This is a genomic window from Deinococcus actinosclerus, from assembly GCF_001507665.1.
GTDB classification, from domain to species: Bacteria; Deinococcota; Deinococci; order Deinococcales; family Deinococcaceae; genus Deinococcus; species Deinococcus actinosclerus.
The window spans coordinates 431187-454459 of sequence record NZ_CP013910.1 but is presented as its reverse complement, the minus strand read 5'-3'; the positions used below and the strand labels follow the sequence as shown (position 1 = coordinate 454459).

Here is a 23273-nt window from a genome sequence, read left to right as displayed (position 1 = left end):
CAGCGCCTCAGCGGTGGGGTGTTTCGGCACGTCGGGCTGGTCCACGGGAAGCTCATCTCCAGGGGGCGTAGGGTGTGACATGGACGGACAACTGCGCAGAGATATGTGGGAGACGGAGGCCATCATGGCGTTCGAGCTGCGCTGGCAGGTCCACCTGGATCAAGAACGCCTCGCGCGGTTGCGTTTCCTGACGGCTGGTGGTCGAAGCGCTGAAGTCACGGTGTCCTCACAGAAGCCGTACACCTTCATGGTGTCGTGGCTGGACGTCCTGAGAAGCCCACTGTCGAACTCGGATTCTTACGCCTACCCGCCCCACAGTGAACAGGTGTGCGAGCTATTCGACCAGGCGTGTCAGCGGTTGGAGCAGAACTTCTGAGATGACCGTGACCGTGCACCTTCTTCACCTTGGTGGTGGGGAGTCTCTGCTCGTCTGACGTAGGCTTGGGGATGGACGCGAATCGAGTGGCACTCACGACGGCCGAGCACCTATTCCGGCTGTACGCCATTTTGTTTTCTTCGACCAGCACGAAGGAGAAGTCGATAGCTTCAGCCGCTGCGGCGACTGAAAGTTATTTGGTGGAATGTGGCATGTCACATGCGGAAGCCGCGTGGCACCGGCAGCAGATTATGTTGATGCATACGGACTAAGCAGGTTGCAGCGCGTGCCGTTGATGGTGCGCTAGTGGGCTTTCTTGACCTTCACCTTGACCATGCGGGGCTCCTGTGGGCGTGAAAAAGCCCCGCGCTGGGCGGGGCTGAGAGTGGGGCAGGGTCAGCGGAGTTCGACGTGGTAACCGCAGCGTTCCATTTCAGTTTTCCAGACGCTCCGGAATCGCAGCGCGGCGTTGCGCTCCCCGATGAAAGTGAGAGTTGTGCCGACGTACCCGTCCTGGCCGGGCCCTTCACTCGTGAAGGTGAATATGTCGTCGCTGGTATCCGCGGCGGCGAGACTGGCGTCGGCCAGGTCTTTGGGGCGGACGAGGCCGCGGATGAAGAGTCGCATAGCGGGACCCTACTGCAAATTGGCGTGCACCCGGTGTCTTCCCAGGGTGCATGCATTCACCATTGTCGTGTACCACCCGTGAGTTGACCTCTGGAACGTGTTCACATGTTGTTCACGCTGAGTGTGCAGGTGGGATGAAGCGGTCCAGGGGCCGTCATGGGGTGCCTCACTGGTAGGGTTGGGAATGGATGATTTTGACCTGCAGGTCAAGGCGCGCATGGATGCACGGCAAGCTGAGCAGGAGGCTGAGGAACGTGCAGCCGTTCGAGTTGCCAGGGACAAACAGGTCCGGCAGGACCATTCCATGCGTATCGTTCGAGATTCTGCTGGTGTGGTGTTTGACCGCATGGCTGAGCGTCTGCGCTTGCACGGGTTGGAGGCGCAGGCGCTCGAGACGTGGTCTACGGCAGATGGCCATACCGTAACGCACCTTGACATTGCCACGAAGACCGGGCCTCGCAAGAGTGCGTTGATCTCTGCGTCGAAAGCCCCTCTGCGTGACACCATCGTGCTTACGGCTCAACCTCCCTTTGAAGGGCATGGCTCGCTGGAATTTGATCATGCTGATCAGGTGGGCATGGAGCGTGTGATTCAGGGGTGGGTACTTCGCTGGCTTGATTCGTAGCGGAGCGAGGGGTCCCTTGGGTGTTGGGTTGAGCGGGCGCGGGTGGGGGACTTCGCTGGGTGTGGCAATGCTGGTCTTCAGGCCCACGGTGTCTTTACCTCCGGCGGCGCACAGTGTGGGATGGACGAGAAATCTCGCAGGGAGCGGTGGGCGCTGGAAGCCGTTGGGGCTTTTGAACTTCGCTGGCATGTTCATCTGGATCAGCAGCGCCGTGAGAGGATGCGTGCTCTTCAGGTGGGTGAACGACAGGTGGAAGTCACGGTGGCACCGGATCAGCCTCACACATTCATGGTGTCGTGGGTGGACATTCTGGGGAGTCCGCTGGCCAGTTCTGATTCCTCTGTCTACCCGCCGCGTAGTGGGCAGGTGCGTGCGATGTTTGATCAGGCGTGTGACCGGTTGGAACAGGACTATTAGGTCGGCTGTGCCCTCGCAGCGCCTTCACTGAGTTCGTGGGGAACCGCGGACGGCGTGACGTAGTGTTGGGGATGGACGCAAATCGAGTGGCCCTCACGACGGCTGATCACCTGTTCCGGTTGTACATCATGTTGTTCTCCTCAATCAGTTCGAAGGAGGATTCGATCACGTCGGCGGGCGCGGCGGTGGAGAGTTACCTGGTGGAGTGCGGCATGTCGCATGCGGAGGCGGTGCGTCGCCGGGACGAGATCATGCTGTCGCACGGGGGATAAGCAGGATGCGCGCGCTTTGTTGGGGCTGGTTCATGGGAGTCGCCTCCGGATGAAGGAGTGGGGCCGTAGGGTGAGGGATGGAACGCTTAGAGACCGTGATTGATGTGGGCGTCTCGCCCTTGAGGAGCGGTCGTCAGGTGTATGCCAGTCGCATGTCGAAACGAGATGCGAATCTGTTGCAGACGGCGAGCATGGTCAACCCTCCAGTCCCGTTGGAGATCGTGACGAAGTTCGGCGTGGTGAAGGTGGTCGTGAGTCAGGGTCGGTCGCTGGAGATCTTCATGTTGTGGCGCACGATGTGAAGGGGTCAGGGTTGCCGGGGTTGCACCAGCTGAGGCTGCTGCCCTGATGAGGCACAGGTGCTGCCCGGGGCTTCCCGTATAGCTTGGTGGTCCGGGGCAGCGCGTGGCGCTCTGGGAGGCTGAGCCGCCTGGCCTTGAGTGGGGTGGCCTGGACTCGCTGCGGTGTTCCGCTGCTGGCATGGGGTCAGGGTGGCAAGGAGCGGGACCGCCCGCGCCCTCAGTGGCCGTCTTCAACGGCTCTCATGCGGCACGTTTCAAGAATGGGTGCGGGTTCCAATGAAAAACCGCCTCGTGAGGCGGCTGGTAGTGACGTTTCGTGGAACTTACCAAAATCATATGCGGAATGCGCCAATTTAACAAGTTAATTTGGTGAGCTGATAGAGATCCCGCTCGATCAGTTGCCGGGGGCGTTCTGCATGGATGTCACCCAGGCGGACGGCAAGGGTCAGCACGGCCAGGGCGTAGCGCAGTGCGGCTTCCCGGTTCCGCTCCCAGCGGCCATCTGGGCGGAGCAGGGTAGCCATGCAGCCATTGTCCTGACGGCGGAGGCGGTCAAGCATCCGGCCCAGCTGCACGGTGTCCGGGAGGGCGCTGAGGGTCATGTCAGTGATGAGCTGGCCGATCTCCGTTTCGCTGATCTCCCCTGCTGGGGTGCGCAGGTACGTCTTCTGGGGTGGGCCGCCCTCGCCCATGGTGAGGGGGTCGTAGGCGCCCTGGTCGCGGAACGCGGCGTAGCTGATCTTCGGGAGGACGTCCGGGAAGTGGACGTCCCAGGTGCGGAAGGTCTGGTACCACTGCTCGGCGTACTGGCGGGCGTCGCGGGTTTCGGTGCGCTGGGCGGTGAGGCGGCGGATGGTGTCTCGCCCGCGGTTGACGGTGATTTGGGGTTTCGTGCGGGGCATCGGCACCTCGGGGTGGGGGCGGGTCATGGTCATCGGTGCTGGCTCCTGTGGTGGGGGGTCATGACTGCCTCTTGCCGACGTTGTGGGCGTCGCGTTGCCGTTCAAGTTCCTCGCACCAGTCGCGTTCTGTCAGGAGGCCGAGCTTGATGGCGGCGTCGACGGTAGTGACGGTGTGCCCGGCGTCACGCAGGCCCTTCATGAGGGTCCGGTGCGCGGCGCGGGCGTGGGGGGCGGCGTGGGACCGGGTTTCGCGGTCCCCTTGCGCGGGGCGGTCGCTGCTCTTGGTGTGGCGCTTCATGACTGCACCTCGAAGAGGGTGGCGGTGAGGGGCGTGATGGTGACGTGCACCTGCCCGCCGGTGGTGACGGGCCCGCGCGTGACGCGCAGCTCGTCGATCAGCGAGTCATCGGCCCAGACGCCCGCGTGGGTGAGGGCGTCCTCGAGGGCTTTGGGCAGGTTGCTGAGGTCCCGGGCGCGGCGGTCGGGTGGGCAGACGTGCAGGTGCAGGGCGAGTCGGGCGCCGGGCGGCGTGCTGGGGCTGTTCAGGGCGCGGATGATGTCGCGCACGGCGCGACGGTACTGGCGGCCGTCCTGGCTGAGGAGAATGCGGGCGGCCCAGGGTGGCGCGCCGGGTTTCTTGGGCTTGCAGGGGACGAGGGTGGCACGCCAGATGCTGTTCAGGCTGGGCGGGAACGGCAGCGTGAAGGTCAGGGCGGTAGCCGGAGAGGGTTCTGGAGCTCTCGGCTGACAAGCGATAGGTCGCGTGGACGATGCCATCGCGGGGACAGACGGCGGGCTGACCTCCGCTTCCAGGCCCAGCCGGGCGCGGGTCGCGTCGCGCACACCCGCGTCCGTGATTTTGGACAGGTACGCCTCGGCCGCCTGCCGGGTCGAGAAGGGGTTCACGCTGGTCTCCACGGGGCAGGTAGGATCACGGTATGACGCAACGCAATCCGCGGCTGTCGCGACCCCCTATCTGGACCTGGGTGGGATTGGCGCTGCTGCTGATCGGCGCGGCGCAGGGCACGCCCACGTCGTTCACGCGGGAGGCCCTGAAGACCCTGTTGATCGTGGGGGGTCAGGTGCTGCTGGTGGGGTCGATGGCCCTGGTGGGGTGGCGTGCGGGGTGGGTGAAGCCGCTGATGCTGGCGTTCCTGCTGGGATTGATCGCCGTGAGTGCTGCCGTGAACCTGTGGGGTCTGTGGGACTCGTGGCAGACGGAGATGATCCGTCAGTAGGAGCTGCAGACTCACGCTTTGACCTCCTCGACGAGGTTCAGGACGGCTTTCTTCAGCCAGTCGGCGGGCTCACCGTAGGCGATGGTGGCGTGCGTTTCGGTGTCGACGATCAGGGCCTGCACCTTCGGGTTGCCGCTGGCGTCCTGCTTGCCAACGATCCGCAGTTCCTGGGTGGGCGTGAGGTGCTGGCTGACGTAGTCCATGAACCAGTCCGTCCACCCGCCGCGCCCGTTGCTCTTGGATTGGAGCTTGCTCTCTTCGATGTGCTGTTTCTGGCGTTGCAGGCGTTCGTGGGTGCCGGTGCTGACGTTCTCTGCGATCGCGGCGGCGCGCTGCTCTCCAGTCAGGGTGTGCAGCGGCACCTCGGCCCCAGTGTCGGGGTGCTGCACCGTGGCGTGCGCGTCGATGCTGGCGGCCACCTCCGCTGCGGCCTTGACTTGGCTGGTGGTGGGCTTCTCGCTGCCGGTGGCGGTTTTCAGGTACTGGGCCACCGCCACAACCTGCTCCGGCTCCAAGTGTTGTACGACCTTCGCGGCTTCTTTCAGGTCCCGGGCCTGCCGCTCGTTCTCGGGCTGTAAACCAATGGTTGACAGGGCCTGCGAAGTCTGGGCGGCGTCCATGAGTTGCTGGGCACGCTGGCGGGACCAGCCCCACACCTGCTCGCAGTAGTCCCCGAACGTGCGGTGCGCGGCGCGGTACAGGCGCTGATCGCGGATGGTCAGCAGGGCTTCACCGACGGTCACGAAGCCGTGCCAGCCGTCGCGGATGGTGCCTTCCAGCTGGGTGAGGTGCTGCTGTTCCTGAGTGGTGAGGGGCTGCACTTCAGGCAGGGTGGTCATGCGCTCACCGGCCCGCAGCCCACCCGGCCTGCGACAATGGTCGAATGACGTGCCGAGATGACATCCTTGCTGTGGCTCGTGAGCTGAGTGACGCTCGCCCCAGCGGTACTTTTTCGGTGCAGGATGTGTTGGAGGTGTTGCGCGCCCGACAGACGCCGTACTCGGACGCTGACATCCGGCGGCACATCTCGACCTTCATGTGCGCGAATGCCGTGGGGCCTCACGCGGCTCAGTTTCAGGATCTGGAGCGGGTCTCGCGGGGGCTGTACAAGTTGCTGTGATGTGGGTGCAGGCATAACGGTCTCCTGGGGCGAGCGTGATGTGCTCGCCCCGCGTGTTGAGTTCAGTCGGCGGCGCCGTCGGTGTCGGGCAGGTTGAAGGGCAGGTCCTCGTCCGGCTGTTTCGGGTCGATGACCAAGCGGGGCGGCACGGGACCGGCATCCACGAAGACGGGCTCGTCGAGGGCGGGCGCGGCGTTCAAGTGAGCAGCGAGGTCCGTGCGGTGCTGGCGCTCAGCTGCCACCTGCTGGACTTCCGCCTGCACGTCGTCAAACAGGGGTTCCTGGCCTTCCAGTGCCCGGTTCGCGGCGAGCTCTTCCTGGATTTGCGCTTCGGTCTGCTCTTCCAGGGTGGGCATGTCACTGACCGTGCATTCCAGGCTGCAGCTCGCTTCGAACAGCACGGCCGAGGTCAGCCCGGCTTGTTCCAGCGCCTCCTGGGACACGCGGGTCGTGAACTTCGTCTTCGGTCCCTCCGCGACGGTGTTCAGGCTGCCCTGAAGCGTCGTGGGCACCATCACGCCGGGCAGGTGACCGCCGGACATGCGGGGGCAGATCTCCAGCTTGAGGCCGCTGCTGTCCGCCGCACCGAACAGCACCTGGGCGTGGTCGAGTTCGAACTTCCGTTCGGGCTTGGCGCCCACCATGAACGCCCATTTGATGTCGTGCACCCAGCCGATCTCGCGGACTTCTTTCGAGGTGAGTCCCAGGAATTCCAGTGCGTAGATGCCGTAGGTGCGGTGCGTCGTGGTCATGTTGCTGCTCCTTCCCCAGCCCACCGGCCGGGAGGCTGGGGGTCAGTGAAGGGCGAGGTCGTTGAAGCGCGTGAAGGCGCTGTGGAACTGGAGTTTCACGGTGCCGGTCGGTCCGTTGCGCTGCTTCCCGAGAATCACCTCAGCCACGCCGTGCTGGTCGGTGTCCTTGTTGTAGTACTCGTCGCGGTAGATGAACATCACGACGTCGGCGTCCTGCTCGACAGCACCCGACTCGCGCAGGTCGCTGAGCATGGGGCGGTGGTTGGGGCGCTGCTCCACGGCGCGGCTCAGCTGCGATAGGGCCAGCACAGGAATGCCCAGTTCCATCGCAAGGCTCTTCAGGGCAGTGCTGATCATGGTGACGCGCTGCACGGCGTTCTCCCCGGCCCGGCCGGACACCTGCACCAGTTGCAGGTAGTCCAGCACGAACAGGCTGAGCGGCTGGGCGGCGTGGGCGCGGCGCACCGTGTCCAGCAGTTCCTGCAGGCGCAGGCCGGGCTTGGCGAGCATCTCCATGGGGAGCTGGTGCAGGCGGTTGCCGGCGCTGGTGAGGCGTTCCCAGTCCCGGCCGTTCAGGGCGGTGCGGTTGCCCCGGCGGCTGTCACTGAACCGGGCGAGGTCCACGCGGGCTTCGCTGCACAGCAGGCGCGCGCCGATCTCCTCGGTGGGCATTTCCAGGCTGAAGCCCAGCACCCGCCCGCGTTTCTGGGCGACGTGCATGGCCATCTGGAAGGCCAGCGCAGTCTTCCCCATCGCGGGGCGGGCAGCGAGGACGTACAGGCGCCCGGGTTCCAGGCCGCCCATCAGGTCATCCAGGTCCTTGAGGCCGGTGGGTGCACCGTTGGGGCCGGTGCCGTGTTCCGCCTGGTGCAGCACGGCTTCCACGGCGCCGCCGATGCTTTCCAGTCCGGCATCGGCCCGGGTGAGCGTGGGGATCAGCGAGGTCAGTGCGTCGATCTCCTCGAGGGGCAGTTGCTGGTCGAAGCAGGCCTGCATGACCTTGCCTGCCGCGCTGATCTTGGCGCGGAGGATGGCTTTCTCCTGCACGATCCGGGCGTAATGCTCGGCGTACGCGGCGGTGGGCACCTGATCACCCAGGCCCATCAGGTAGGTCAGGCCGCCCGCCTCGTCCAGCTGGCCGCGCCGGGTGAGTTCTTCGCTAAGGGTGATCAGGTCGATGGGGCCGGGTTGCCCGGCGTCGGTACGGGCCTCGCGCAGGGCGGGGAGGGCCGCCCAGATCAGCTGGTGGCGGCGCTGGTAGAAGGCGGCGGGGGTGAGGTGGCCGACGGCGGCGTTGGTGAGGGTGTCGTTGTCGAGCAGGACGCTACCCAGCAAGGCGGTTTCCGCTTCGATGTTGTGCGGCGCGACGCGAGGGGCGGAGTCGGTCATCAGTCCGCCGCCTCTTGCATGGGGATGGCGAGGTTGGCGTGCGCGATGGCGCGGCTGAAGGGTGGTGGCACGGCGTTCCCACACATCCGCACCTGTGCGCGCTTCGACAGCGGCACGGCCTTGCCCTTCTTGTTCCGCGTCATGAACTCGATCTGGTAGGTCTCCGGGAACCCCTGCGCGCGGTACAGCTCGCGTGGCTCAAGCATCCGCATGCCGATATCGGTGATCACGTACGCCTCGCCGTTCAGGTGCACGAGCACCAGGCCGCGGTCATGATCGGCGTGCGGGTCCAGCTGTGCGCCCAGGTGCTCGCGCAGGAAGGCGTACACCTTCCGCGCCCCGGCCTGCTGCTCGGCCGTCAGCCCCGTGCCGCATTCGGCGGTGAGCAGGAGACTCTTCCCGCCGCCCTGCGTGGTGATGGTCCGGGCGGGTTCGCTGACGGCGTGCCCGACGCTGGTCCCGAACTGCCGCACCACCTGCGCGGTGGCCAGCCCGAAGCGTTCCCGGGTGGACTGGGTGTTGATCGGGCGGCCCGCCGACTTGGGCGGTGAGTTGCGGTTGTACTGGACGAGTTGCGCGGTCAGGACGTCGTGCGGCTTGCCCTGGCTGGTCACGGTCTTCACGGGCACGTCGGCGGGGTACGGGGCAGTCTCCGGAGCGCAGTGCCCGCCGTTCTGCCGGACGAGTTGCACCGTGGCCACGGCCTTGCTGGCCTTGGTGACCTCGGTGGTGCCGGGCACGTCCACCGGGTACGCGCCGAGGCTGCGGCTGCGCTGGTTGTCGATCTTTACGATCGTGGCACTGGTCAGGGCGTGGACGTTCCCCGTGCTGGGCCGGGCCGGTTCACCGCCGGCCGTCACCGTGTGCAGGGGTTCGGTGGCAGGCGTGCCGACGCTGCCGGTGCGGATCTTGGTCAGACTGGCAACGGTCAGGCACTTGTCCGCCTTGGTGGTCATGGTGCCCACGCCCTCATCCAGCCCGCGCGGCTGCGCCTGAGCGGCGCGGCCCCCACAGCCGACGATGGACGCGGTCACGAGGGTCTGTGCGTTGCTCTGCGTGGTGGCGGTGCCCAGGGGCGCATTGGCGGCGCGGGGAGCGTTCTGGTAGGTCTGCGGGACCATCTGAGCCACGACGGCCCCGTGCGCGTCGTGCGCGGCGGTCAGGGTCCGCATGGGCTCGTCTGCGCCCTGACCCCGGAACGAGTCGCCCTGATGGTTGCAGGTCACCACGAACGGCCGGGCGGCGCGGAGGGTGAACCGCAGGATGCCCTGCGCGATCCGACGGTGCGTGGCGGGGACCAAGACTTTCTTCCGCCCGAAGATCGAGGGGATGGGGATGCTCCAGTCGATGCAGTCGGCCGCGGTCTTCCAGACTTCCAGCTCACTCGACTGCACACGGGGATCGGTGGGCTTGCCATGCGTGGGGGTGGGCCAGACGATGGGCTGACCGTCACGGCGGGCCACGATGAACAGCCTCTTGCGGCTGGTGGGCGCGCCGAACTCGTACGCGACCAGTTCCCGCCACTGCACCTGGTACCCGTGGCGCTGCAGGGCGTTCACCCAGCTGCGGAAGGTCCGGCCCTGCTGTTTCGGGCAGGGACGGCCGTTCTCGCCGAGGGGCCCCCACGTCCTGAACTCCTCGACGTTCTCCACCACGATCACGCGGGGGCGGACCGTGGCGGCCCAGCGCAGCGCCACCCACGCAAGGCCCCTGATCTCTTTGCTGACCGGCTTCCCACCCTTGGCCTTGCTGAAGTGCTTGCAATCGGGCGAGAACCACGCCAGGGCGACGGGCCGCCCAGCGGTGACCTGACGCGGGTCGACTTCCCAGACGCTCTCGCAGAAGTGCTGCGTGTGCGGGTGGTTGACCTCGTGCATGGCCACCGCTTCGGGGTCATGGTTGACCGCGATGTCCACCGGGCGGCCCAGGGCCTGTTCCAGGCCGGTGCTGGCGCCACCACCCCCGGCGAAGTTGTCGACGATCAGCTCACCCTCGGCCACGACCGCGCCGGCGGCCAGGCCCAGATAGGGGAACAACGGTGCGTACCCAGTGTCATGCTTCGGGGCGCGCTTCATGCCTCGCCCCCGTCCAGGGGCCAGCGGGCCACGATGGCGTCGCCCTGATCCATCGGCGCGCCGGACTCGGCGAAGTACACCAGGCCGTACTCCACGTAGTCGACCGTCCACACCTGCCCGCTGGGGGCGAGGCGGCGCTCGCCGGGCTGACAGCGGGGCTCACCGTACGTGCGCCGGAGCTCGTCACGGTTCGCGGCCTCGGATTCCAACACCTTCGCGGCGCGCTTCATGCGGTCAGCCAGGGCGAGGTACGGGTGGGCGTAACTGCCCGCCGCAGTGATCTCACTGGCGTTCTGCCGCAATTCGGTGCTCAGCCCGGCCTGCGCCCAGGTAGCGAACTGGACGATCTGCGCGTCCTGCGCGGCCCGGTCCAGGCGGCGCGCTTTCGTCCACGCGGCCCAGATGTCCCACGTGCCGGTGGCGGTGAGGACTTCCTGCGCCTCGCGGTAGGTCTGCGGCGCGGCGGGCGCGGCCGGAATGTCTTCAATGCCTGTCACGTTCTCGAGTCCTCCGTGGGTGTGGGTGGGTTCAACCTGAAACGAGTTCAGGTGTCCGGTCCCGGCCTCGTCAGAGGCCGCGCCGTCAGGCGCCTGCCCTTGAGTGGTGGTTCGTGTTGGGCTTGCCTCAGCAGCACCAACCGGCGCGGGGCGGGTGGTCCAAGTCGTGGAAGAGGTGTTGTTGTAGGTCTTCAAATTCCTTCTAAGTCCTTCTACTTCCTTCAGGCCGAAGGATTTCGCGTGCTGCACGGCATCGCCGCACTTAACTGACGCACGGTCATTCGCACAGCTGTTCGCACGGTGGTTCGCACGCCCGTTCGTAGCGCCGTACCGCCACGCCTTTCCGTCGGCCACGCACAGCCCCGCGCTGACCAGTTGGGCCAGGGCTTTCTCAACGGCGCGCTGCCCCAGCTCGGTCTGAACCATCAGCTCTGGGATGGTCAGGGCCTTCTGCCGGTAGTTGGCCTGCTCAGCCAGGGCAGTCAGCACGCGGGTGTCCGCCCGGCCGTTGCGCTTCTGGTACGTCAGGACCGGGTTGTCGATCAGACCGTAGGTGCCCTTCTCCCGGCGCACACCGGATCTGCCGGCCTTCTCCGGGAACAGCACCAGGTTCTTCGCGGGGGTCATGGTGCGCCTCGGTTCAGGGCGTGGCGGATCTTGTCAGCGGCCTTCTGCCCGTAGTGCAGGGCGAGGCTGACGAGGAAGGCGTCCTGCTGGCGGGCGTCGAGGGGGCGGAGATCACGCACCCAGACCTGATGCAGGCCGGGGGTCATCTGGCGAGGCGTGGCGGTCAAAACGGCAGCACCGCCTTCTTGGCTTCCAGCAGGGCCTGGGCGGCTTCGTCGTTGCTCCAGGTGCTGAAGTGCCGAGGATGACGTCCGCCTGCGCTTCCGTGAGGTCACGGGTTCGGATGCCCAGGTCGCTGTTCAGGAGGTACGCCCAGAGGCTGGCGCGGTCCTCGCTGGTGGTGGCCCCGGCGCGGCTGGCGTGGGCGCACAGGGCCTTGCGCTGCCCTTCGGTGAGCATCGCCTCGGCGGGGACGGTGGCGGGCTCCGACTGGGCCTGCGGGGCGGACTCCGGCATGGGCGCAGTACCCAGCACGCTCACCAATGCTTCCCGCAGGGCAGCGGCCTGGGCCGGAACGGTGCGCCACTCCGGGTACTTCGCCGCGAACGCCTGCTCATCAATGTGCGGGCGCGCTTCGGCCCACAGGCGCCGAATGTCGCTCACCAGCGCGGAACTGGGCGCTGGGGTGTGGGCAGGCGTGCCCGCGGCTTCCTGGACCTCGCGCGTCACATCGACGGGGCGGGTGGTCTGAGCCTGCTGAGCGGGACGCTCCTCACGGCCGTTCTCGGCCTGGGCCATCTCCTCGGTTGTGTACAGGCCGCTCATGTCCTGCGGGAACGCCTTGCGCAGCGCGAGGGCTTCGGCCACCTTGGCGAGCATCAGGTCCGGCATCTTCGACCACATCGGGCCGGGCTTCCCGTCGCGGTTGGTCTGCACGTACGAGTCCCAGCGGGCCACTGCCCACAGCGGCTCGCGGAAGTCACCGCGGAGCACGCCGACCTTCGCGGCGGCGGGGGGCGTGGCGTCCAGCCACACTTCGCGCCACTGGCCGTCCTTGCCGCACCAGAGGGGGCCCATCTGCCCGGCGTACTTGCCGCTGCGCTCGGCGATGAGGCGCAGGCCATCGATGCTGACCTGCACGCCCATCACTTCGCGCTTCTCCTTGTTGTCCCAGCGTTTGATGGCGTAGATCTGCCGCGCGAACGGGTCGAGACCGGTGCGGTCGCACTGCTGCACGAAGAGGCTCAGTTCATCGTCGGTGGCGCCTTTGGCGATGGTGCGTTTGACGAGGTCGATCTGCTCACGGGTCAGGCCGGGTTGCGCGGGAGCGAGGGTCATGCTGGTGGGGCGGGCGTGTTCAAGGGTGGTCATGCGTCCACCGCCGAGCGGGGCAGGTGCGTGAGGGCGTAGGCAAGGATCAGCGTGATCCCGATGGTGGCGAGGCCGATCAGCATGGTTTCCCTCCAGTGAGGTGGGCGCGCAGGAGACGCACCTGTTCCGCGTTCGCGGCAGCGTGACGATCGTGTTCAGCGGCGGAGATCTCAGGGGCGGCAGGCCGGGCGGCGCGCTGCTGGTCCGGCGTGGGGGTGGAATCGTTGAAGCGGGCCATCAGCGGCGCGCCTCGATGCACAGCCAGCAGAGGGTGGTCCCGGGGTCCACGTGGGCGCGGCACTCGGTGCAGGTGGGCAGCGGGTAGTAGCGGCGTTCGACGAGGTGCCCAGCGCGGCGCACGACGATCTCCCCCAGCCCAGCGCGGGCCAGGAACGCGAGGGCGTGCGCGGGCCGCTCCTTGGGTGTGGCCTTGAGCGTCATGCGTGCACCGCCAGGGCCACCGCGAGGACGCTCAGGGCCACGAGGCCCGCGCCAGTCCAGGCGCCGCACAGGGCGCGGGTGGCGTGCACGCCGAACCGCCAGCGGGTCACGCGGCCACCCCCTGCCCCCAGATCTGCGCGGCGTGGGTCAGCAGGGCGCACGTGAAGTCCACCCAGGTGCGGTGCGTGCCCACGCGCGGCTGGCTGTAGCTGTGCCGGACGGTGCCGTCCCTGGCGCGGCGAGCTTTGGCCCACAGTCCGGCGTACTCGAGGCGCCGGCCGGTGCTCAGGTCGGTGAGGGTCGCGGTGTACTTCGCGCGGCCACTCTCAGTCAGGAAGCCGCCCGTTTCGAGCAGTTCCAGCGCGTATGTGCGGCCGTCCAGGGTGAGGCGCTCCCCACTGAGGGGGCTGAACGGCATGCCGCGCAGGCGGGCGTCCCCGTGGGCCAGAGCGAGCTGGGCGCGGAAGCGGGCGGGAACTGGTATCGTATGAGTCATAGGAATTGCTCCTTTCCGCGCCGACTTTCCAGGGTCAGGGCGCGGTTTTTCGTTTCAGCCGACTTTCTTGCCGGTCTGCTGCACGCCCTTCCGAGCGGTGTCAGTGGTCTTGGGGGTGACGCTCAGGAGGGCGCGGGCGAGCTTGATCTGCCCTTCGCGGCTGTGGATGTCCACGCCGCTGCCGGTGGTGACGCTGCCGAGGTACAGAGCGGGGGCGGCCTGACGGGTCATGCGGGCACCAATTCCGAAATCTCCGTGTTTATGGATTTATCCGTATTGAGAGGAAAAAAAAGAGCCTGGACAGGTACGCCCAACGCCCCTGCCAGCGCTTCCGAGGTGCGGGTTTCAGTGCCTTTCACGCTGCCCAGCTCATGCGCGCGAATAGTCAGCGAGGAGACGCCGGACTTGGCTGCGAGTTGATCGCGTGTCAGGTCGCGCTCCTCACGCAGCCGCCGTAATTCAGTCATTCGCATAGGACAAATATATAAATTTATCCGTACAGTGTCAATGTACATTGGCGGATGTGAGGACATTTCACGGATTTATCGTTGGGGATTCCGGAACTCAATCCGTACAGTGAGCGTAGTACAGGCACCATGTACGCCCTAACCTCTATGCCGACGCCTAAGACCAAACCCGCACGATTGGCTCCGCCCACCTGGGCGCTGCGCCTCAAAATGCGGCGCCTGGAACTGGGGAAAGGGCAAGAGGACATCGTGGCTGCAGCGGGCGATCTGATGACGCAAGGGTGGGTCAGTGACGTCGAGCGGGGCAAGGTAGATCTGCGGAACGCTGGCTTCTCAAAAGTCGTTGCTCTGGCCAGCGCACTAGGTTGGTCTCTGACTCAGCTTCAGCGAGAAACAGGCATTGACCTTGGGGTCATGGATGCCACCCTCGTCGGTGAAGGCAGCTCGGACGTGTACCCGCTCACCGCCGCCCTCAACCTCGACACCCCCGGTCCCGCCGTCGACCACGAGCTCGTCACCCCTGGCATCAAGCGCCCCCTCCTGCTCCGCATGGACAGCGAAGAGATGCTCGGCGTCAGCTCCGCCAGCATCCGCCCCGGCAGCACCCTCCACATCGACCAGGCCGACACCACCCCCGAAGAAGGCCGCGTGTACGTCCTCACCGACCAAGACGGCGCGCACGTCCGCCTGTACACCACCACCCGCCTCGGCCCGGTCTTCCGCGCCGAGAACCGCACCTTCGAAGACATCCCCGCGACCGAAGCCACCATCATCGGCCGCGTGGTATCCGTCGCCAGTGACTACGACCCGAACCTGAACTGAGAGGAGGAATTTCTCGTGCAGTCCTACTTTTTGCCCCGACGTTACGCCCCAAGCAAAGCCCCCGTCTGGGGTTTCATCTCCGCCGGAAATCCCGCCGATCCCGCTCCGTTCCAACCCGTTCGCCGCGTCCCCATCCCCCCGCCCTTCCGGCGCTTCGGGATGCTCGCCTTCAAAGTCACCGGCGACAGCATGACCCACGAAGGTGAACACGGCCTGCGCGAAGGCAGCTGGGTCCTCGTTGACCAGAAAGACCTCTGCACCGACCGCGGCTGGCTGTTCGCCTTCCAACTCGAAGACGGCAGCATGGTCGTCAAACGCTACAACCTCCACCACGGCCGCCCCGCCATGCACAGCGACAACCCCGACTACCCACCCGTGCGGCTCACCGGCGCCGTGCGCAACCGGGGCCGCGTGTACGCCACCAGCGCGGACGGCGTGACCTGGCATGCCGTGAAGTACCGAGGACTCAGCAACTGATTCCCTTCGCAAAACGGTGAACCTCAGGGACAACGTCCCGGAACGACATTGCCCCCGCCTACCGGAGTGTCACAGCCCGGCCTCCCCCTGGAGAAAATCTGATGAAACGCATCCTCTTCACCATCACTGGCGGCGTCCTGCTCCTCTTCACCACGGCCCTCGCCCGGCCATACCCTGACCAACTCGGCATCTGCTACGCCTTCACCAACGGCAAAATCACTCAGACCGCCGCCTGCGTCATCGGCACCGGGTACGGCGCCGGCGCGCAGTACATGAACCTGATCTTCGGGAACCGCAACCACTACATCAAGTTTCCGAACATCCGACCCAACATGGCACCGACGCTCGACGGCAAAACCGCCCTCACGTATAAACGGAACGCGGCCTTCTACGACATTCTCAAAGGTGCCCCGATTGACGGCGAAGAGTACATGGAGTGCATCAAAACCAAAGACGGCAAGGTGGACGTGTGCTACTACAGGCCCGGCGCAGGACAGTAACACCCTGCGCAGCAGCCCGCGCCATCGGCGCTCCGACCACTCAACTCCGGCCTCCTGCTGGAGGCGTGGGGGGAGTGACTGTGGGGCAGTGGGAGTCGGCGTGACCTGGCACACCGCACGGCAGAAGAAACGCCCACCAACCGACCCCACCCAACCCATCCCCCCACGCCTCTGGCTCAAACACACGCGCCAATCCCGCCGGCTCAGCCAAGAGCACATCTCCACCTACACCGCCCAACTCGGCCCACAGTCCACCATCTCCCGGACGCGGCTCTCCCACGTCGAGTGCGGTCGGATCAAACTCACCTCACTTGGACCCCAGCGGTTGGAAGCCCTCCGGCAAGCACTGGGCATCCCAGCAGACGAGTGGCAAGCACAGGTGGGAGAGTGACCACGCGGTAAGAGCTCGACAGCAATCGCGTCCTGAACCCAGTACGGGATCTGCATCACGTCATTGAAACGGAGACAGATGCAAATCCTGCTTGTCAGTATCGAAAGCGTGGACACTTACATTATGGTCAGCGCACGTTCAGGTTTGGGCAAAGTGAAGCAAAACGTTGCTCCTTGACCCAGGGTCGCTGTCCCACTCACCGTCCCGCCATGTCGGGTGATGATCCGCCGCACCAGCGACAGTCCAATCCCAGTACCCTTGAATTCATCCTGATGGTGCAGGCGCTGGAAGATCCCGAACAGCTTGCCCGCCCGCGCCGGATCGAAGCCCGCTCCATTATCCCGCACAAAAACCGTCCAGTGCTGCACCGCCTCTTCAGCCCAGACCTCAATGACCGCCGGATCGCGTTCCCGACTGTATTTTGCCGCATTCTCCACGAGGTTGTTCATTACCTGCTGCAGCGTCACGCGGTCGCCCTGAACGACAGGAAGTTGGCCCAACCGCCACTCGATGGTCCGGCCGTCAAGTTGGGACTCCACATCAAGCCGCGACTGTTTGAGGAGGTCGTTCAGATCCACCACTCCCACGCTCAGTTCGCGCTGTCCGGTTCTTGACAGAGCCAGCATGCCCTCGATCATCGTCTCCATGCGCTGCGCGCCCTGAACGATGATGTCCAGGTAGCGGCGGCTCTTCTGCGGATCGTCAAGACTCTTGGAAGCCAGCTGCGCGAAGCCGGCGATATGCCGCAGCGGGGTCATCAGATCGTGCGAAACACTGTGGTTGAAGGCCTGCAGCTCATCGTTCGATACTTCCAGGGCGGCGCGCTCAGCAGCGAGGTTGCGAGTCCGTTCCTCAATGCGCGCCTCCAAGAAGCGGTTGAGTTCCTTGATGTCGGCTTCCGCCTGTTTCCGCTCACTGATGTTGTTGAACACGATGGCGACCTGGTGACTGCCAGCACCACCGATGCGAGAGGCGTACACATCGAACCAGCGATTCATCGCGTCCGATCGGTTCTCAAACCGCACGGCATGGCCCGTCAGCGCGACCCTGCCGTACGTCTCTACCCAGAACGCTTCCAGATCCGGGACGAGTTCCCGTGCGGTTTTGCCGAGAGCGTCGGCGGGGAGTCCTGTCAGTTCCACAAACGCCGGATTCGCCTGAACGAAGCGGTAATCCACCGGTGTCCCGTTCTTGCTGAACAGGATCTCAACGATGCAAAACCCCTCATCGATGGCATTGAACAGGCTGCGGAATTTCTCCTCCGATTCCCGCAACGCGGTTTCGGAGCGGGCCCGTTCCACGGCGCCCCACGTGCGTTCGGCGACATCTTCACACAGGGTGATCTCCTCAGGGGTCCACGTGTGAGGCTGGGAGAAATGGACGGCCAGGCCGGCGATGAACACGCCATTTTTGACCAGAGACACGTCTGCCAGGGCACTGACCCCAATCGCCGCATAAGCTTCTTTCCGCTCCGGGGATAAGTCGGGATCGGCAGCGACCTCGGCGATGGCCACGGTGCGGCCGGCGTGCTGGGCCTCCAGCACGCACGGACTGAATGAATCCACCGGAAAGGTGCCTGTGAGCGCCGCCGCGCCGTGGACGTAATTGTGCTCGACGACGTAATCGCTCCCATGGATCTCGAAGTACAGAACCCGGTTAGCACCCAGGTGCTCGCCCAGCACGCGAATTGCCGTTGTCTGAATGTCGACCGGGTCGGCGAGTGGCCTCACTGCGTCATTGAAAGTAAGCAGGAAGGTGCGCTGCGCGAGGAGCACATGGAGACGGTCAAGGTCAGACGCACCAACGTTGGACATTCCCTACAGTATTGGCGGAAATCAAGGGCAGGTGTGCTCAGCACCCGACAGCTTCGTTCCTTCGCCTGTAGAGACGAGGCAGTTCGGCGGGCGGCGGTCACGCTCAGGTAGGGCCAAGCTGGCGCACGACATCGTCAGCTTCCACGTGACTCACAGTGACGAATACCTGGGCTCCCTCCAGCGCATCGCCAGGATAGAGGGAGGTGGGTGGGCGCTTAAGAGTTCCATGCTGTGCCACTGACAGACTCCTCAGCACATGACACTTCGGGAAGAGGTTGTCTTCCACGTCATACTGAACTGAAGCCATGACCACCTCCCCTACCCGTACCGCCGCCCTGTACCTCCGCGTCAGCACGGCCGCTCAGGCCGGTGACGAACGCTTCGGTCTCGCCGTCCAGACCCGCGCCGCGCAGCAGTACGCGCAGCTGCACGGCCTGCAGATCGTCCGCACCTTCCAGGACGTCATCACCGGCACCCGCGCCACCCGGCAGGAACTGGACACCCTCCTGAACGTCGCCCACCAGTACGACGCGGTGCTGGTCAGCGCCGTGGACCGCCTCGCGCGCCGCACCGCCATCGCGTACGCCGTCCTCGAGGAACTCCTCGAAACGGGCGCCGAGGTGCACAGCGCCGACATGGGCCTCATCGACCCCAAGGACGAGATGTCCAGCATGAACTTCGGCGTGCGCAGTGTCTTCGCGCAGTCGGAGCACATGCGCATCGCCAAGCGCCTCCGGGGCGGCATGCTCGCCAAAGTCCGCGAAGCCGGACGGCCCGTCATCCCACCCAGCGGGTACGGCTGGCACAAAGGCGAAATCCAGGAAGAGGAAGCCCAGTGGATCAGGCAGATCTACACCTGGGCCCGCGAAGGCCAGAGCGCCCACGCCATCACCACCGAACTCAACCGCCTCGGCGCACCCCGGCGCGGCGCGAGGTGGAGCGAGAGCAGCGTGAAGTACATCCTCGCCAACCCCCTCCACAAAGGCCAGTACGTGTTCGGTCGCGCACGCAAAGGCCGCGGCGACGGGCGCGACCTCGTCACCTGCACCGTCCCCGCCATCATCCCCCCGGCGGACTGGGACGCCACGCAGCGCGTCATCCAGGGCCGCCGGCGCGGCGGACGCCCCGGCACCCGCACGGACGCCCACGAGTTCCCCCTCGCCAAGCGCCTCCACTGCGGCCAGTGCGGCGGCACCCTCAGCGCCGTCACGAACGAACCCGGCCCCAGCCGCCCCAAGCAGCGCACCACGCAGCGCTTCTACCACTGCTACCGCATCTACCGCCGCGACGGCTCCAGAGGCGAGCTGTGCACGCACCGCCGGTACTACAACGCCCGCACCATCCACCCCTTCATCCTTGAGCAGCTGCGCGCCCTGCTCACTGATGACGCGGCCCTTATGGCGGCCCTGGACGTCCCCACCCCGCAACCCCTGGATGTCACGCCCGCCATCGCCGCGATCGACAAGCGCCTGAAGAACCTGAAGCTCCTCGCGCTCGACGGCGGCCTCTCCCCCACCGAGTACAAGGAAACCCGCCAGGAACTTGAAGCGCAACGCGACGCCCTCATGGCCCCCGCCAACGTCCCCCTGCAACCCAACAACCTCACCCAGGCCCGTGACCGCCTCTCACAGGTGCTGGAAGGCGAGGACCTGGCGGAGATGGCCCGCACGCTGGACCTGCACGTCACGCTGCACCCCGACGGCCGGGCTGACCTGAAGCTGGCGGCGCTTTAAGCGCACTCTGATACTGAAACCGGACTGTCGTTGGAGGACGGGCACGTGACGATCAGCCGGGCGCGGGCCAGCGTGCAGTACCCGGCGCGCTTCCAGCTGATCGCGGCGATGAACCCGTGCCCGTGCGGGCATCACGGCGACCCGGAGAAGGCGTGTGCGTGCACGCCGGCCGAACGGACGCGCTACGCGGCGCGGCTGAGCGGGCCGCTGCTCGACCGCATCGACCTGCTCGTGCGGGTGCCCCGCCTGACCGTGGACGAGCTGACCCGCGCGCCGGAACCGGAGGGCTCAGGGCTGGTGCGGGCGCGCATCCTGGCGGCGCGGGCGCGGATGCTGGCGCGGCAGGGCGTGCGGAACGCGGACCTGAGCGGGCAGGCGCTGCGGCGGGCCGCGCCGCTGGGGGCCGGGCCGGAGCATTTCGCGCGGGCGGCGGCGCGGCAACTGGGCCTGACCGGGCGGGGCTTCGACCGGGTGCTGCGCGTGGCGCGCACCGTGGCGGACCTGGCGGGCAGTGACGACATCCGCGAGGCGCATCTGGCCGAGGCGGTCACCTACCGCCCGCGTGACCTGGGGAGCGGCTGACCGGTACCCTGACCGGCGTGAGTGCCTCGTCTGTGCCGGATTACGAGTGGTTGTTCGCCCGCACCCGTGCGGGTCGTGAACGGGGGCCGGGTGCGGCCCGGGCGTTGCTGGACGCGCTGGGCCGCCCGGACGCGCGCTTCCGGAGTGTGCGGGTGGTGGGCACGAACGGGAAGGGCAGCACCTGCGCGATGCTTGACGCGGGGCTGCGCGCGGCGGGCGTGCGGGCGGGGCGCTTCACGAGTCCGCACCTGACGCAGTTCGAGGAGCGGGTGCGGGTGGACGGCGAGCCGATCCCCGCAGCGGAGACGGCGGCGTTCATCGCCTGGGCGCGCGCGCACGGGGGGGACGCGGCGTTCTTCGACCTGACGCTGGCGCTCTCGGCACGGGTGTTCGCGGCGCGGGGGGTGGAGGTCGCGGTGATGGAGGCCGGGGTGGGCGGCGCGACGGACGCGACGGACGCGCTGGAGAACGTGGCAGCGGTGGCGCTGACGAACGTGGCGCTCGATCACGTGGGCGTGCTGGGGGGACGGTGGCGCAGATCGCGCGGGACAAGGCGGGCGCGGCCCGGCCCGGCGTGCCGCTGCTGACCACAGCCGCAGGGGAGGCGCTGGACGTGATCGCGGAGGTCGCGGCGGGGGTGGGGGCGCCGCTGCTGACCCCGGACACGCACCCGGACCTGTTCGCGCTGCCGCGCCCGCCGCGGCTGGCGGGGCCGCATCAGGCGCGCAACGCCGCGCTGGCCGCCGCCACTCTCCGAACGCTGGGGTACGGGGCGGGCGTGGACGGCGCGCTGGACGCCACGCACCCGGGCCGCCTGGAACGGTTCGACGTGGACGGGCGCACGGTCCTCGTGGACGGCGCGCACAACCCGCACGCGGCGCAGGCGCTGGCGCTGGCAGTGCCGCGCGCGGACGTGCTGCTGTTCGGGAATCTCGCGCGCAAGGACACGGGGGCGACCCTCGCGCCGCTGCTGGGCGTCGCGTCTCGGCGGGTGTTCACCGCGCCCGGCGACCTCGCCACGCCCCCGCAGGACCTGGCCGCGCAGCACGGCGGGGACGCCATCCCCGACCCAGCGCGGGCCCTGGCGCACGCGCTGGCGCTCACGCCGCCCGGCGGCACGCTGCTGGTCGCGGGAAGCCTGTACCTCGCCGGGCAGACCCGCACGCTCCTGGGGGGCGCTTGACACGCCTCGGGGGGCACCGTATACTTCCCTCCGCTCTGGGTCGTTAGCTCAATTGGCAGAGCAGCTGACTCTTAATCAGCGGGTTGTAGGTTCGATTCCTACACGACCCACCAGACGAAGAAGCCCCCGCCCCGCGCGGGGGTTTTTCCTGTTGCCTCTGCCCCGCCCGTCGGCGCGCGGGCCGCCTGCGGCTCCGGGCGCGTACACTGGCCTCTATGTTGCTGTACGGGCGGAATCCGGTGCTGGAAGCGTTGCAGGACGGACGGGTGTCCGAGGTGCTGGTCGCGCGTGGGGTGGAAGAGGCGTTCGTGGCGCAACTCAAGGCGACGGGCGTGCGCCTGAAGTTCGCGCCGCGCATCGAGCTCGATCAGCTGGCGGGCACGACGCAGCATCAGGGCGTCCTGGCCGAGGTGGAGGACCTGGAGTGGGCGTCGGTGGACGACATCCTGGATCTCGCGGAGAAGCGCGGCGAGGAGCTGCTGATCGTGCTGCTGGACGGCATCACGGACCCGCGCAACTTCGGGGCGATCATCCGCAGCGCGGAGGTGCTGGGCGCGCACGGCGTGGTCGTCGAGGAGCGCCGCAGCGCGCCGCTGTCGCCGGTGGTGGCCAAGACGGCGGCGGGCGCCACGAGTTACCTGCCGGTCGCGCAGACGAAGAACCTGCCGCGCCTGATGGACGCCCTGAAGAAGGACGGCGTGTGGGTGTACGGCGCGGCGGGCGAGGCGGCGCAGGACCTCCGCAAGGTGGATTTCAGCGGGAAGGTGGCGCTGGTGATCGGCGCGGAGGGCGAGGGCATGCGCCGGCTGGTGCGCGAGAAGTGCGACGCGCTGGTCAGCATTCCGGTGCGGGGGCGGGTGCAGAGCCTGAACGCGTCGGTGGCGGCGGGCATCCTGCTGTTCGAGGCGTCCCGGGGCCGCGCGTGACCCACCCCGGCCGGGTGGAGGTGCTGCGCGGTGAGCAGTTGACGCTGGAGGTGCTGCCGGAGGTGGGGGCCAGCGTGCTGAACCTGCGCGCGGCCTCGGGCCGCCCGGTACTGCGCCCGGTCGAGCTGGGGAGCGTGGAGACGAGCAGCCAGTGCGCGAGCTTCACGCTGATCCCGTTCAGCAACCGCGTGCGCGACGCGACATTCGTGTTCGGAGGCCGTGAAATTCAGCTCCGCCCGAACACGAAGGACGGACTGGCGCAGCACGGGGACGTCCGTAACCGACCCTGGCACGCCGAGCGGGTGGACGACACGCACCTGCGCTGCACCTTCGACTCGCGCGACTTCGCGGACGTGAACTGGCCGTGGGCGTTCACGGCGGGCGTCGAGTACCGCCTGCACGGCCCGCACCTCGACATGACGCTGACCCTCACGAACGAGGACACGAGCGACATGCCCGCCGGGATGGGTCTGCACCCGTACTTCGCGCGCCTTCAGCCGGACCTGCCGGGCGTGGATCCGGCCCTGACGGTGGGCGCGGAGCTGATCTACGACACGGACGAGCGGTTCCTGACGGTCGGCGCGGCCCGCGAGTTGCGCCCCGACGAGGACTACCGCAGGCCCGCACCGGTCGGCGCGCGGGAGATCAACACGACGTACACGGCGTGGGACGGCGTGGCCCGACTGGACTGGGGCGCGCGGGCGCTGACCCTCACGGCGGACAACGTGTACTCGCATCTGGTGGTGTTCACCGCGCCGGACGGCAGCCTCGCGCTGGAACCCGTGTCGCACGCGACGGACGCGTTCAACCTCGCGGCGCAGGGCGTGCCTGGGGTCGATCTGCGCGTGCTGGCGCCGGGGCAGACGCTCGCGGGCACCGTGCGCGTCACCCTTGACGGCGACTGGTAGGCC

The 23273-nt window shown here is 67.1% G+C and carries 28 protein-coding genes, 1 tRNA gene and 1 pseudogene; 14 read left to right on the top strand and 16 right to left on the bottom strand.

The window, feature by feature from the left end; genetic code table 11:
- Nucleotides 1-79: 79 nt before the first annotated feature.
- Nucleotides 80-376: a hypothetical protein gene (locus tag AUC44_RS02205; RefSeq protein WP_062157195.1), complete on the top strand. Its 297-nt coding sequence runs from the start codon at nt 80-82 to the stop codon at nt 374-376.
- 396 nt (nt 377-772) lie between these two features.
- Here AUC44_RS02205 and AUC44_RS02195 read toward each other — a convergent pair whose 3' ends face one another.
- Nucleotides 773-1003, bottom strand: a complete 231-nt coding sequence (locus AUC44_RS02195) for a hypothetical protein (RefSeq protein ID WP_062157193.1) — start codon at nt 1001-1003, stop codon at nt 773-775.
- Nucleotides 1004-1187: 184 nt separating this feature from the next.
- Between AUC44_RS02195 and AUC44_RS16370 the strand changes: the two genes are divergently transcribed.
- Both AUC44_RS16370 and AUC44_RS02185 read left to right on the top strand, forming a co-directional pair.
- Nucleotides 1188-1628 (top strand): hypothetical protein, encoded by a 441-nt coding sequence (locus AUC44_RS16370; RefSeq protein ID WP_157445128.1) that lies wholly within the window; start codon nt 1188-1190, stop codon nt 1626-1628.
- A 766-nt stretch (nt 1629-2394) separates the two neighbouring features.
- The gene (locus AUC44_RS02185; RefSeq protein WP_062157191.1) at nt 2395-2619 is read left to right on the top strand and encodes a hypothetical protein; all 225 of its coding nucleotides are present in this window, start codon (nt 2395-2397) and stop codon (nt 2617-2619) included.
- Nucleotides 2620-2972: 353 nt separating this feature from the next.
- Here AUC44_RS02185 and AUC44_RS02180 read toward each other — a convergent pair whose 3' ends face one another.
- From AUC44_RS02180 to AUC44_RS02170, 3 genes are read right to left on the bottom strand one after another with little or no spacing between them, the layout of a single operon-like run.
- Entirely contained in the window at nt 2973-3548 is a 576-nt protein-coding gene (locus tag AUC44_RS02180; protein ID WP_157445127.1) for a hypothetical protein, read from the bottom strand.
- Nucleotides 3549-3579: 31 nt separating this feature from the next.
- The gene (locus AUC44_RS02175; RefSeq protein ID WP_062157189.1) at nt 3580-3819 is read right to left on the bottom strand and encodes a hypothetical protein; all 240 of its coding nucleotides are present in this window, start codon (nt 3817-3819) and stop codon (nt 3580-3582) included.
- Nucleotides 3816-4427: a RusA family crossover junction endodeoxyribonuclease gene (locus tag AUC44_RS02170; protein ID WP_197408569.1), complete on the bottom strand. Its 612-nt coding sequence runs from the start codon at nt 4425-4427 to the stop codon at nt 3816-3818. Before AUC44_RS02170 ends, AUC44_RS02175 begins: the two co-directional genes overlap by 4 nt.
- Nucleotides 4428-4459: 32 nt before the next feature.
- Here AUC44_RS02170 and AUC44_RS02165 point away from each other — a divergent pair, with 32 nt between their 5' ends.
- Nucleotides 4460-4759: a hypothetical protein gene (locus AUC44_RS02165; protein ID WP_062157188.1), complete on the top strand. Its 300-nt coding sequence runs from the start codon at nt 4460-4462 to the stop codon at nt 4757-4759.
- Nucleotides 4760-4770: 11 nt separating this feature from the next.
- Here AUC44_RS02165 and AUC44_RS02160 read toward each other — a convergent pair whose 3' ends face one another.
- Nucleotides 4771-5598 carry a hypothetical protein gene (locus AUC44_RS02160; RefSeq protein ID WP_062157187.1) on the bottom strand — a complete coding sequence of 276 codons (828 nt, stop codon included), beginning with the start codon at nt 5596-5598 and terminating at the stop codon, nt 4771-4773.
- Nucleotides 5599-5642: 44 nt separating this feature from the next.
- On the opposite strand from AUC44_RS02160, the gene AUC44_RS17390 reads away from it, so the two are divergent.
- Nucleotides 5643-5879 carry a DUF7669 domain-containing protein gene (locus AUC44_RS17390; RefSeq protein ID WP_062157186.1) on the top strand — a complete coding sequence of 79 codons (237 nt, stop codon included), beginning with the start codon at nt 5643-5645 and terminating at the stop codon, nt 5877-5879.
- A 62-nt stretch (nt 5880-5941) separates the two neighbouring features.
- Here the strand turns inward: AUC44_RS17390 and AUC44_RS02150 are convergent, their stop codons facing one another.
- The 10 genes from AUC44_RS02150 to AUC44_RS16065 all read right to left on the bottom strand — a co-directional run bounded on the left by AUC44_RS02150 (nt 5942) and on the right by AUC44_RS16065 (nt 13940).
- On the bottom strand, nt 5942-6631 hold the full coding sequence (locus AUC44_RS02150) for a hypothetical protein (RefSeq protein WP_062157185.1): 690 nt from the start codon (nt 6629-6631) through the stop codon (nt 5942-5944).
- A 42-nt stretch (nt 6632-6673) separates the two neighbouring features.
- Nucleotides 6674-8020: a replicative DNA helicase gene (dnaB, locus tag AUC44_RS02145; RefSeq protein WP_062157184.1), complete on the bottom strand. Its 1347-nt coding sequence runs from the start codon at nt 8018-8020 to the stop codon at nt 6674-6676.
- Complete coding sequence (locus AUC44_RS02140) at nt 8020-10056, bottom strand: DNA cytosine methyltransferase (RefSeq protein WP_062157183.1); 2037 nt, start codon at nt 10054-10056, stop codon at nt 8020-8022. The genes dnaB and AUC44_RS02140 overlap by 1 nt, the downstream gene beginning before the upstream one ends.
- 35 nt (nt 10057-10091) lie before the next feature.
- Nucleotides 10092-11219 carry a hypothetical protein gene (locus AUC44_RS02135; RefSeq protein ID WP_062157182.1) on the bottom strand — a complete coding sequence of 376 codons (1128 nt, stop codon included), beginning with the start codon at nt 11217-11219 and terminating at the stop codon, nt 10092-10094.
- Entirely contained in the window at nt 11216-11338 is a 123-nt protein-coding gene (locus AUC44_RS17165; RefSeq protein WP_257721366.1) for a hypothetical protein, read from the bottom strand. The genes AUC44_RS02135 and AUC44_RS17165 overlap by 4 nt, the downstream gene beginning before the upstream one ends.
- On the bottom strand, nt 11331-12530 hold the full coding sequence (gene bet, locus AUC44_RS16755) for a phage recombination protein Bet (protein WP_082688913.1): 1200 nt from the start codon (nt 12528-12530) through the stop codon (nt 11331-11333). The genes AUC44_RS17165 and bet overlap by 8 nt, the downstream gene beginning before the upstream one ends.
- Nucleotides 12531-12767: 237 nt before the next feature.
- On the bottom strand, nt 12768-12971 hold the full coding sequence (locus AUC44_RS02125) for a hypothetical protein (RefSeq protein WP_062157181.1): 204 nt from the start codon (nt 12969-12971) through the stop codon (nt 12768-12770).
- Between the two features lie 106 nt (nt 12972-13077).
- Nucleotides 13078-13467, bottom strand: a complete 390-nt coding sequence (locus AUC44_RS02120) for a hypothetical protein (protein WP_157445126.1) — start codon at nt 13465-13467, stop codon at nt 13078-13080.
- A gap of 54 nt (nt 13468-13521) precedes the next feature.
- Entirely contained in the window at nt 13522-13698 is a 177-nt protein-coding gene (locus tag AUC44_RS16360) for a hypothetical protein (protein WP_157445125.1), read from the bottom strand.
- Entirely contained in the window at nt 13695-13940 is a 246-nt protein-coding gene (locus tag AUC44_RS16065; RefSeq protein ID WP_197408568.1) for a helix-turn-helix transcriptional regulator, read from the bottom strand. The genes AUC44_RS16360 and AUC44_RS16065 overlap by 4 nt, the downstream gene beginning before the upstream one ends.
- A gap of 408 nt (nt 13941-14348) precedes the next feature.
- Here AUC44_RS16065 and AUC44_RS02115 point away from each other — a divergent pair, with 408 nt between their 5' ends.
- The 3 genes from AUC44_RS02115 to AUC44_RS02105 all read left to right on the top strand — a co-directional run bounded on the left by AUC44_RS02115 (nt 14349) and on the right by AUC44_RS02105 (nt 15733).
- The gene (locus AUC44_RS02115) at nt 14349-14756 is read left to right on the top strand and encodes a S24 family peptidase (protein WP_062157179.1); all 408 of its coding nucleotides are present in this window, start codon (nt 14349-14351) and stop codon (nt 14754-14756) included.
- 15 nt (nt 14757-14771) lie between these two features.
- Entirely contained in the window at nt 14772-15233 is a 462-nt protein-coding gene (locus AUC44_RS02110; protein WP_417926361.1) for a S24 family peptidase, read from the top strand.
- 101 nt (nt 15234-15334) lie between these two features.
- Entirely contained in the window at nt 15335-15733 is a 399-nt protein-coding gene (locus AUC44_RS02105) for a hypothetical protein (protein WP_062157177.1), read from the top strand.
- A 507-nt stretch (nt 15734-16240) separates the two neighbouring features.
- Here AUC44_RS02105 and AUC44_RS02100 read toward each other — a convergent pair.
- Nucleotides 16241-17938 (bottom strand): sensor histidine kinase, encoded by a 1698-nt coding sequence (locus AUC44_RS02100; protein WP_062157176.1) that lies wholly within the window; start codon nt 17936-17938, stop codon nt 16241-16243.
- Between the two features lie 305 nt (nt 17939-18243).
- Here AUC44_RS02100 and AUC44_RS02095 point away from each other — a divergent pair, with 305 nt between their 5' ends.
- From AUC44_RS02095 to AUC44_RS02070, 6 genes and pseudogenes are all read left to right on the top strand, one after another.
- Entirely contained in the window at nt 18244-19671 is a 1428-nt protein-coding gene (locus AUC44_RS02095) for a recombinase family protein (protein WP_062157175.1), read from the top strand.
- A gap of 45 nt (nt 19672-19716) precedes the next feature.
- Nucleotides 19717-20253: an ATP-binding protein gene (locus tag AUC44_RS02090; RefSeq protein ID WP_082689120.1), complete on the top strand. Its 537-nt coding sequence runs from the start codon at nt 19717-19719 to the stop codon at nt 20251-20253.
- A gap of 8 nt (nt 20254-20261) precedes the next feature.
- Nucleotides 20262-21436: pseudogene (locus tag AUC44_RS02085) on the top strand (bifunctional folylpolyglutamate synthase/dihydrofolate synthase).
- Nucleotides 21437-21473: 37 nt separating this feature from the next.
- Nucleotides 21474-21549, top strand: a tRNA-Lys gene (locus tag AUC44_RS02080).
- 102 nt (nt 21550-21651) lie between these two features.
- Nucleotides 21652-22362 (top strand): 23S rRNA (guanosine(2251)-2'-O)-methyltransferase RlmB, encoded by a 711-nt coding sequence (rlmB, locus tag AUC44_RS02075; RefSeq protein ID WP_062157174.1) that lies wholly within the window; start codon nt 21652-21654, stop codon nt 22360-22362.
- Nucleotides 22359-23270, top strand: coding sequence for an aldose 1-epimerase (locus AUC44_RS02070; RefSeq protein WP_062157173.1), 912 nt, complete (start codon nt 22359-22361; stop codon nt 23268-23270). The genes rlmB and AUC44_RS02070 overlap by 4 nt, the downstream gene beginning before the upstream one ends.
- The last annotated feature ends 3 nt before the right edge of the window (nt 23271-23273 follow it).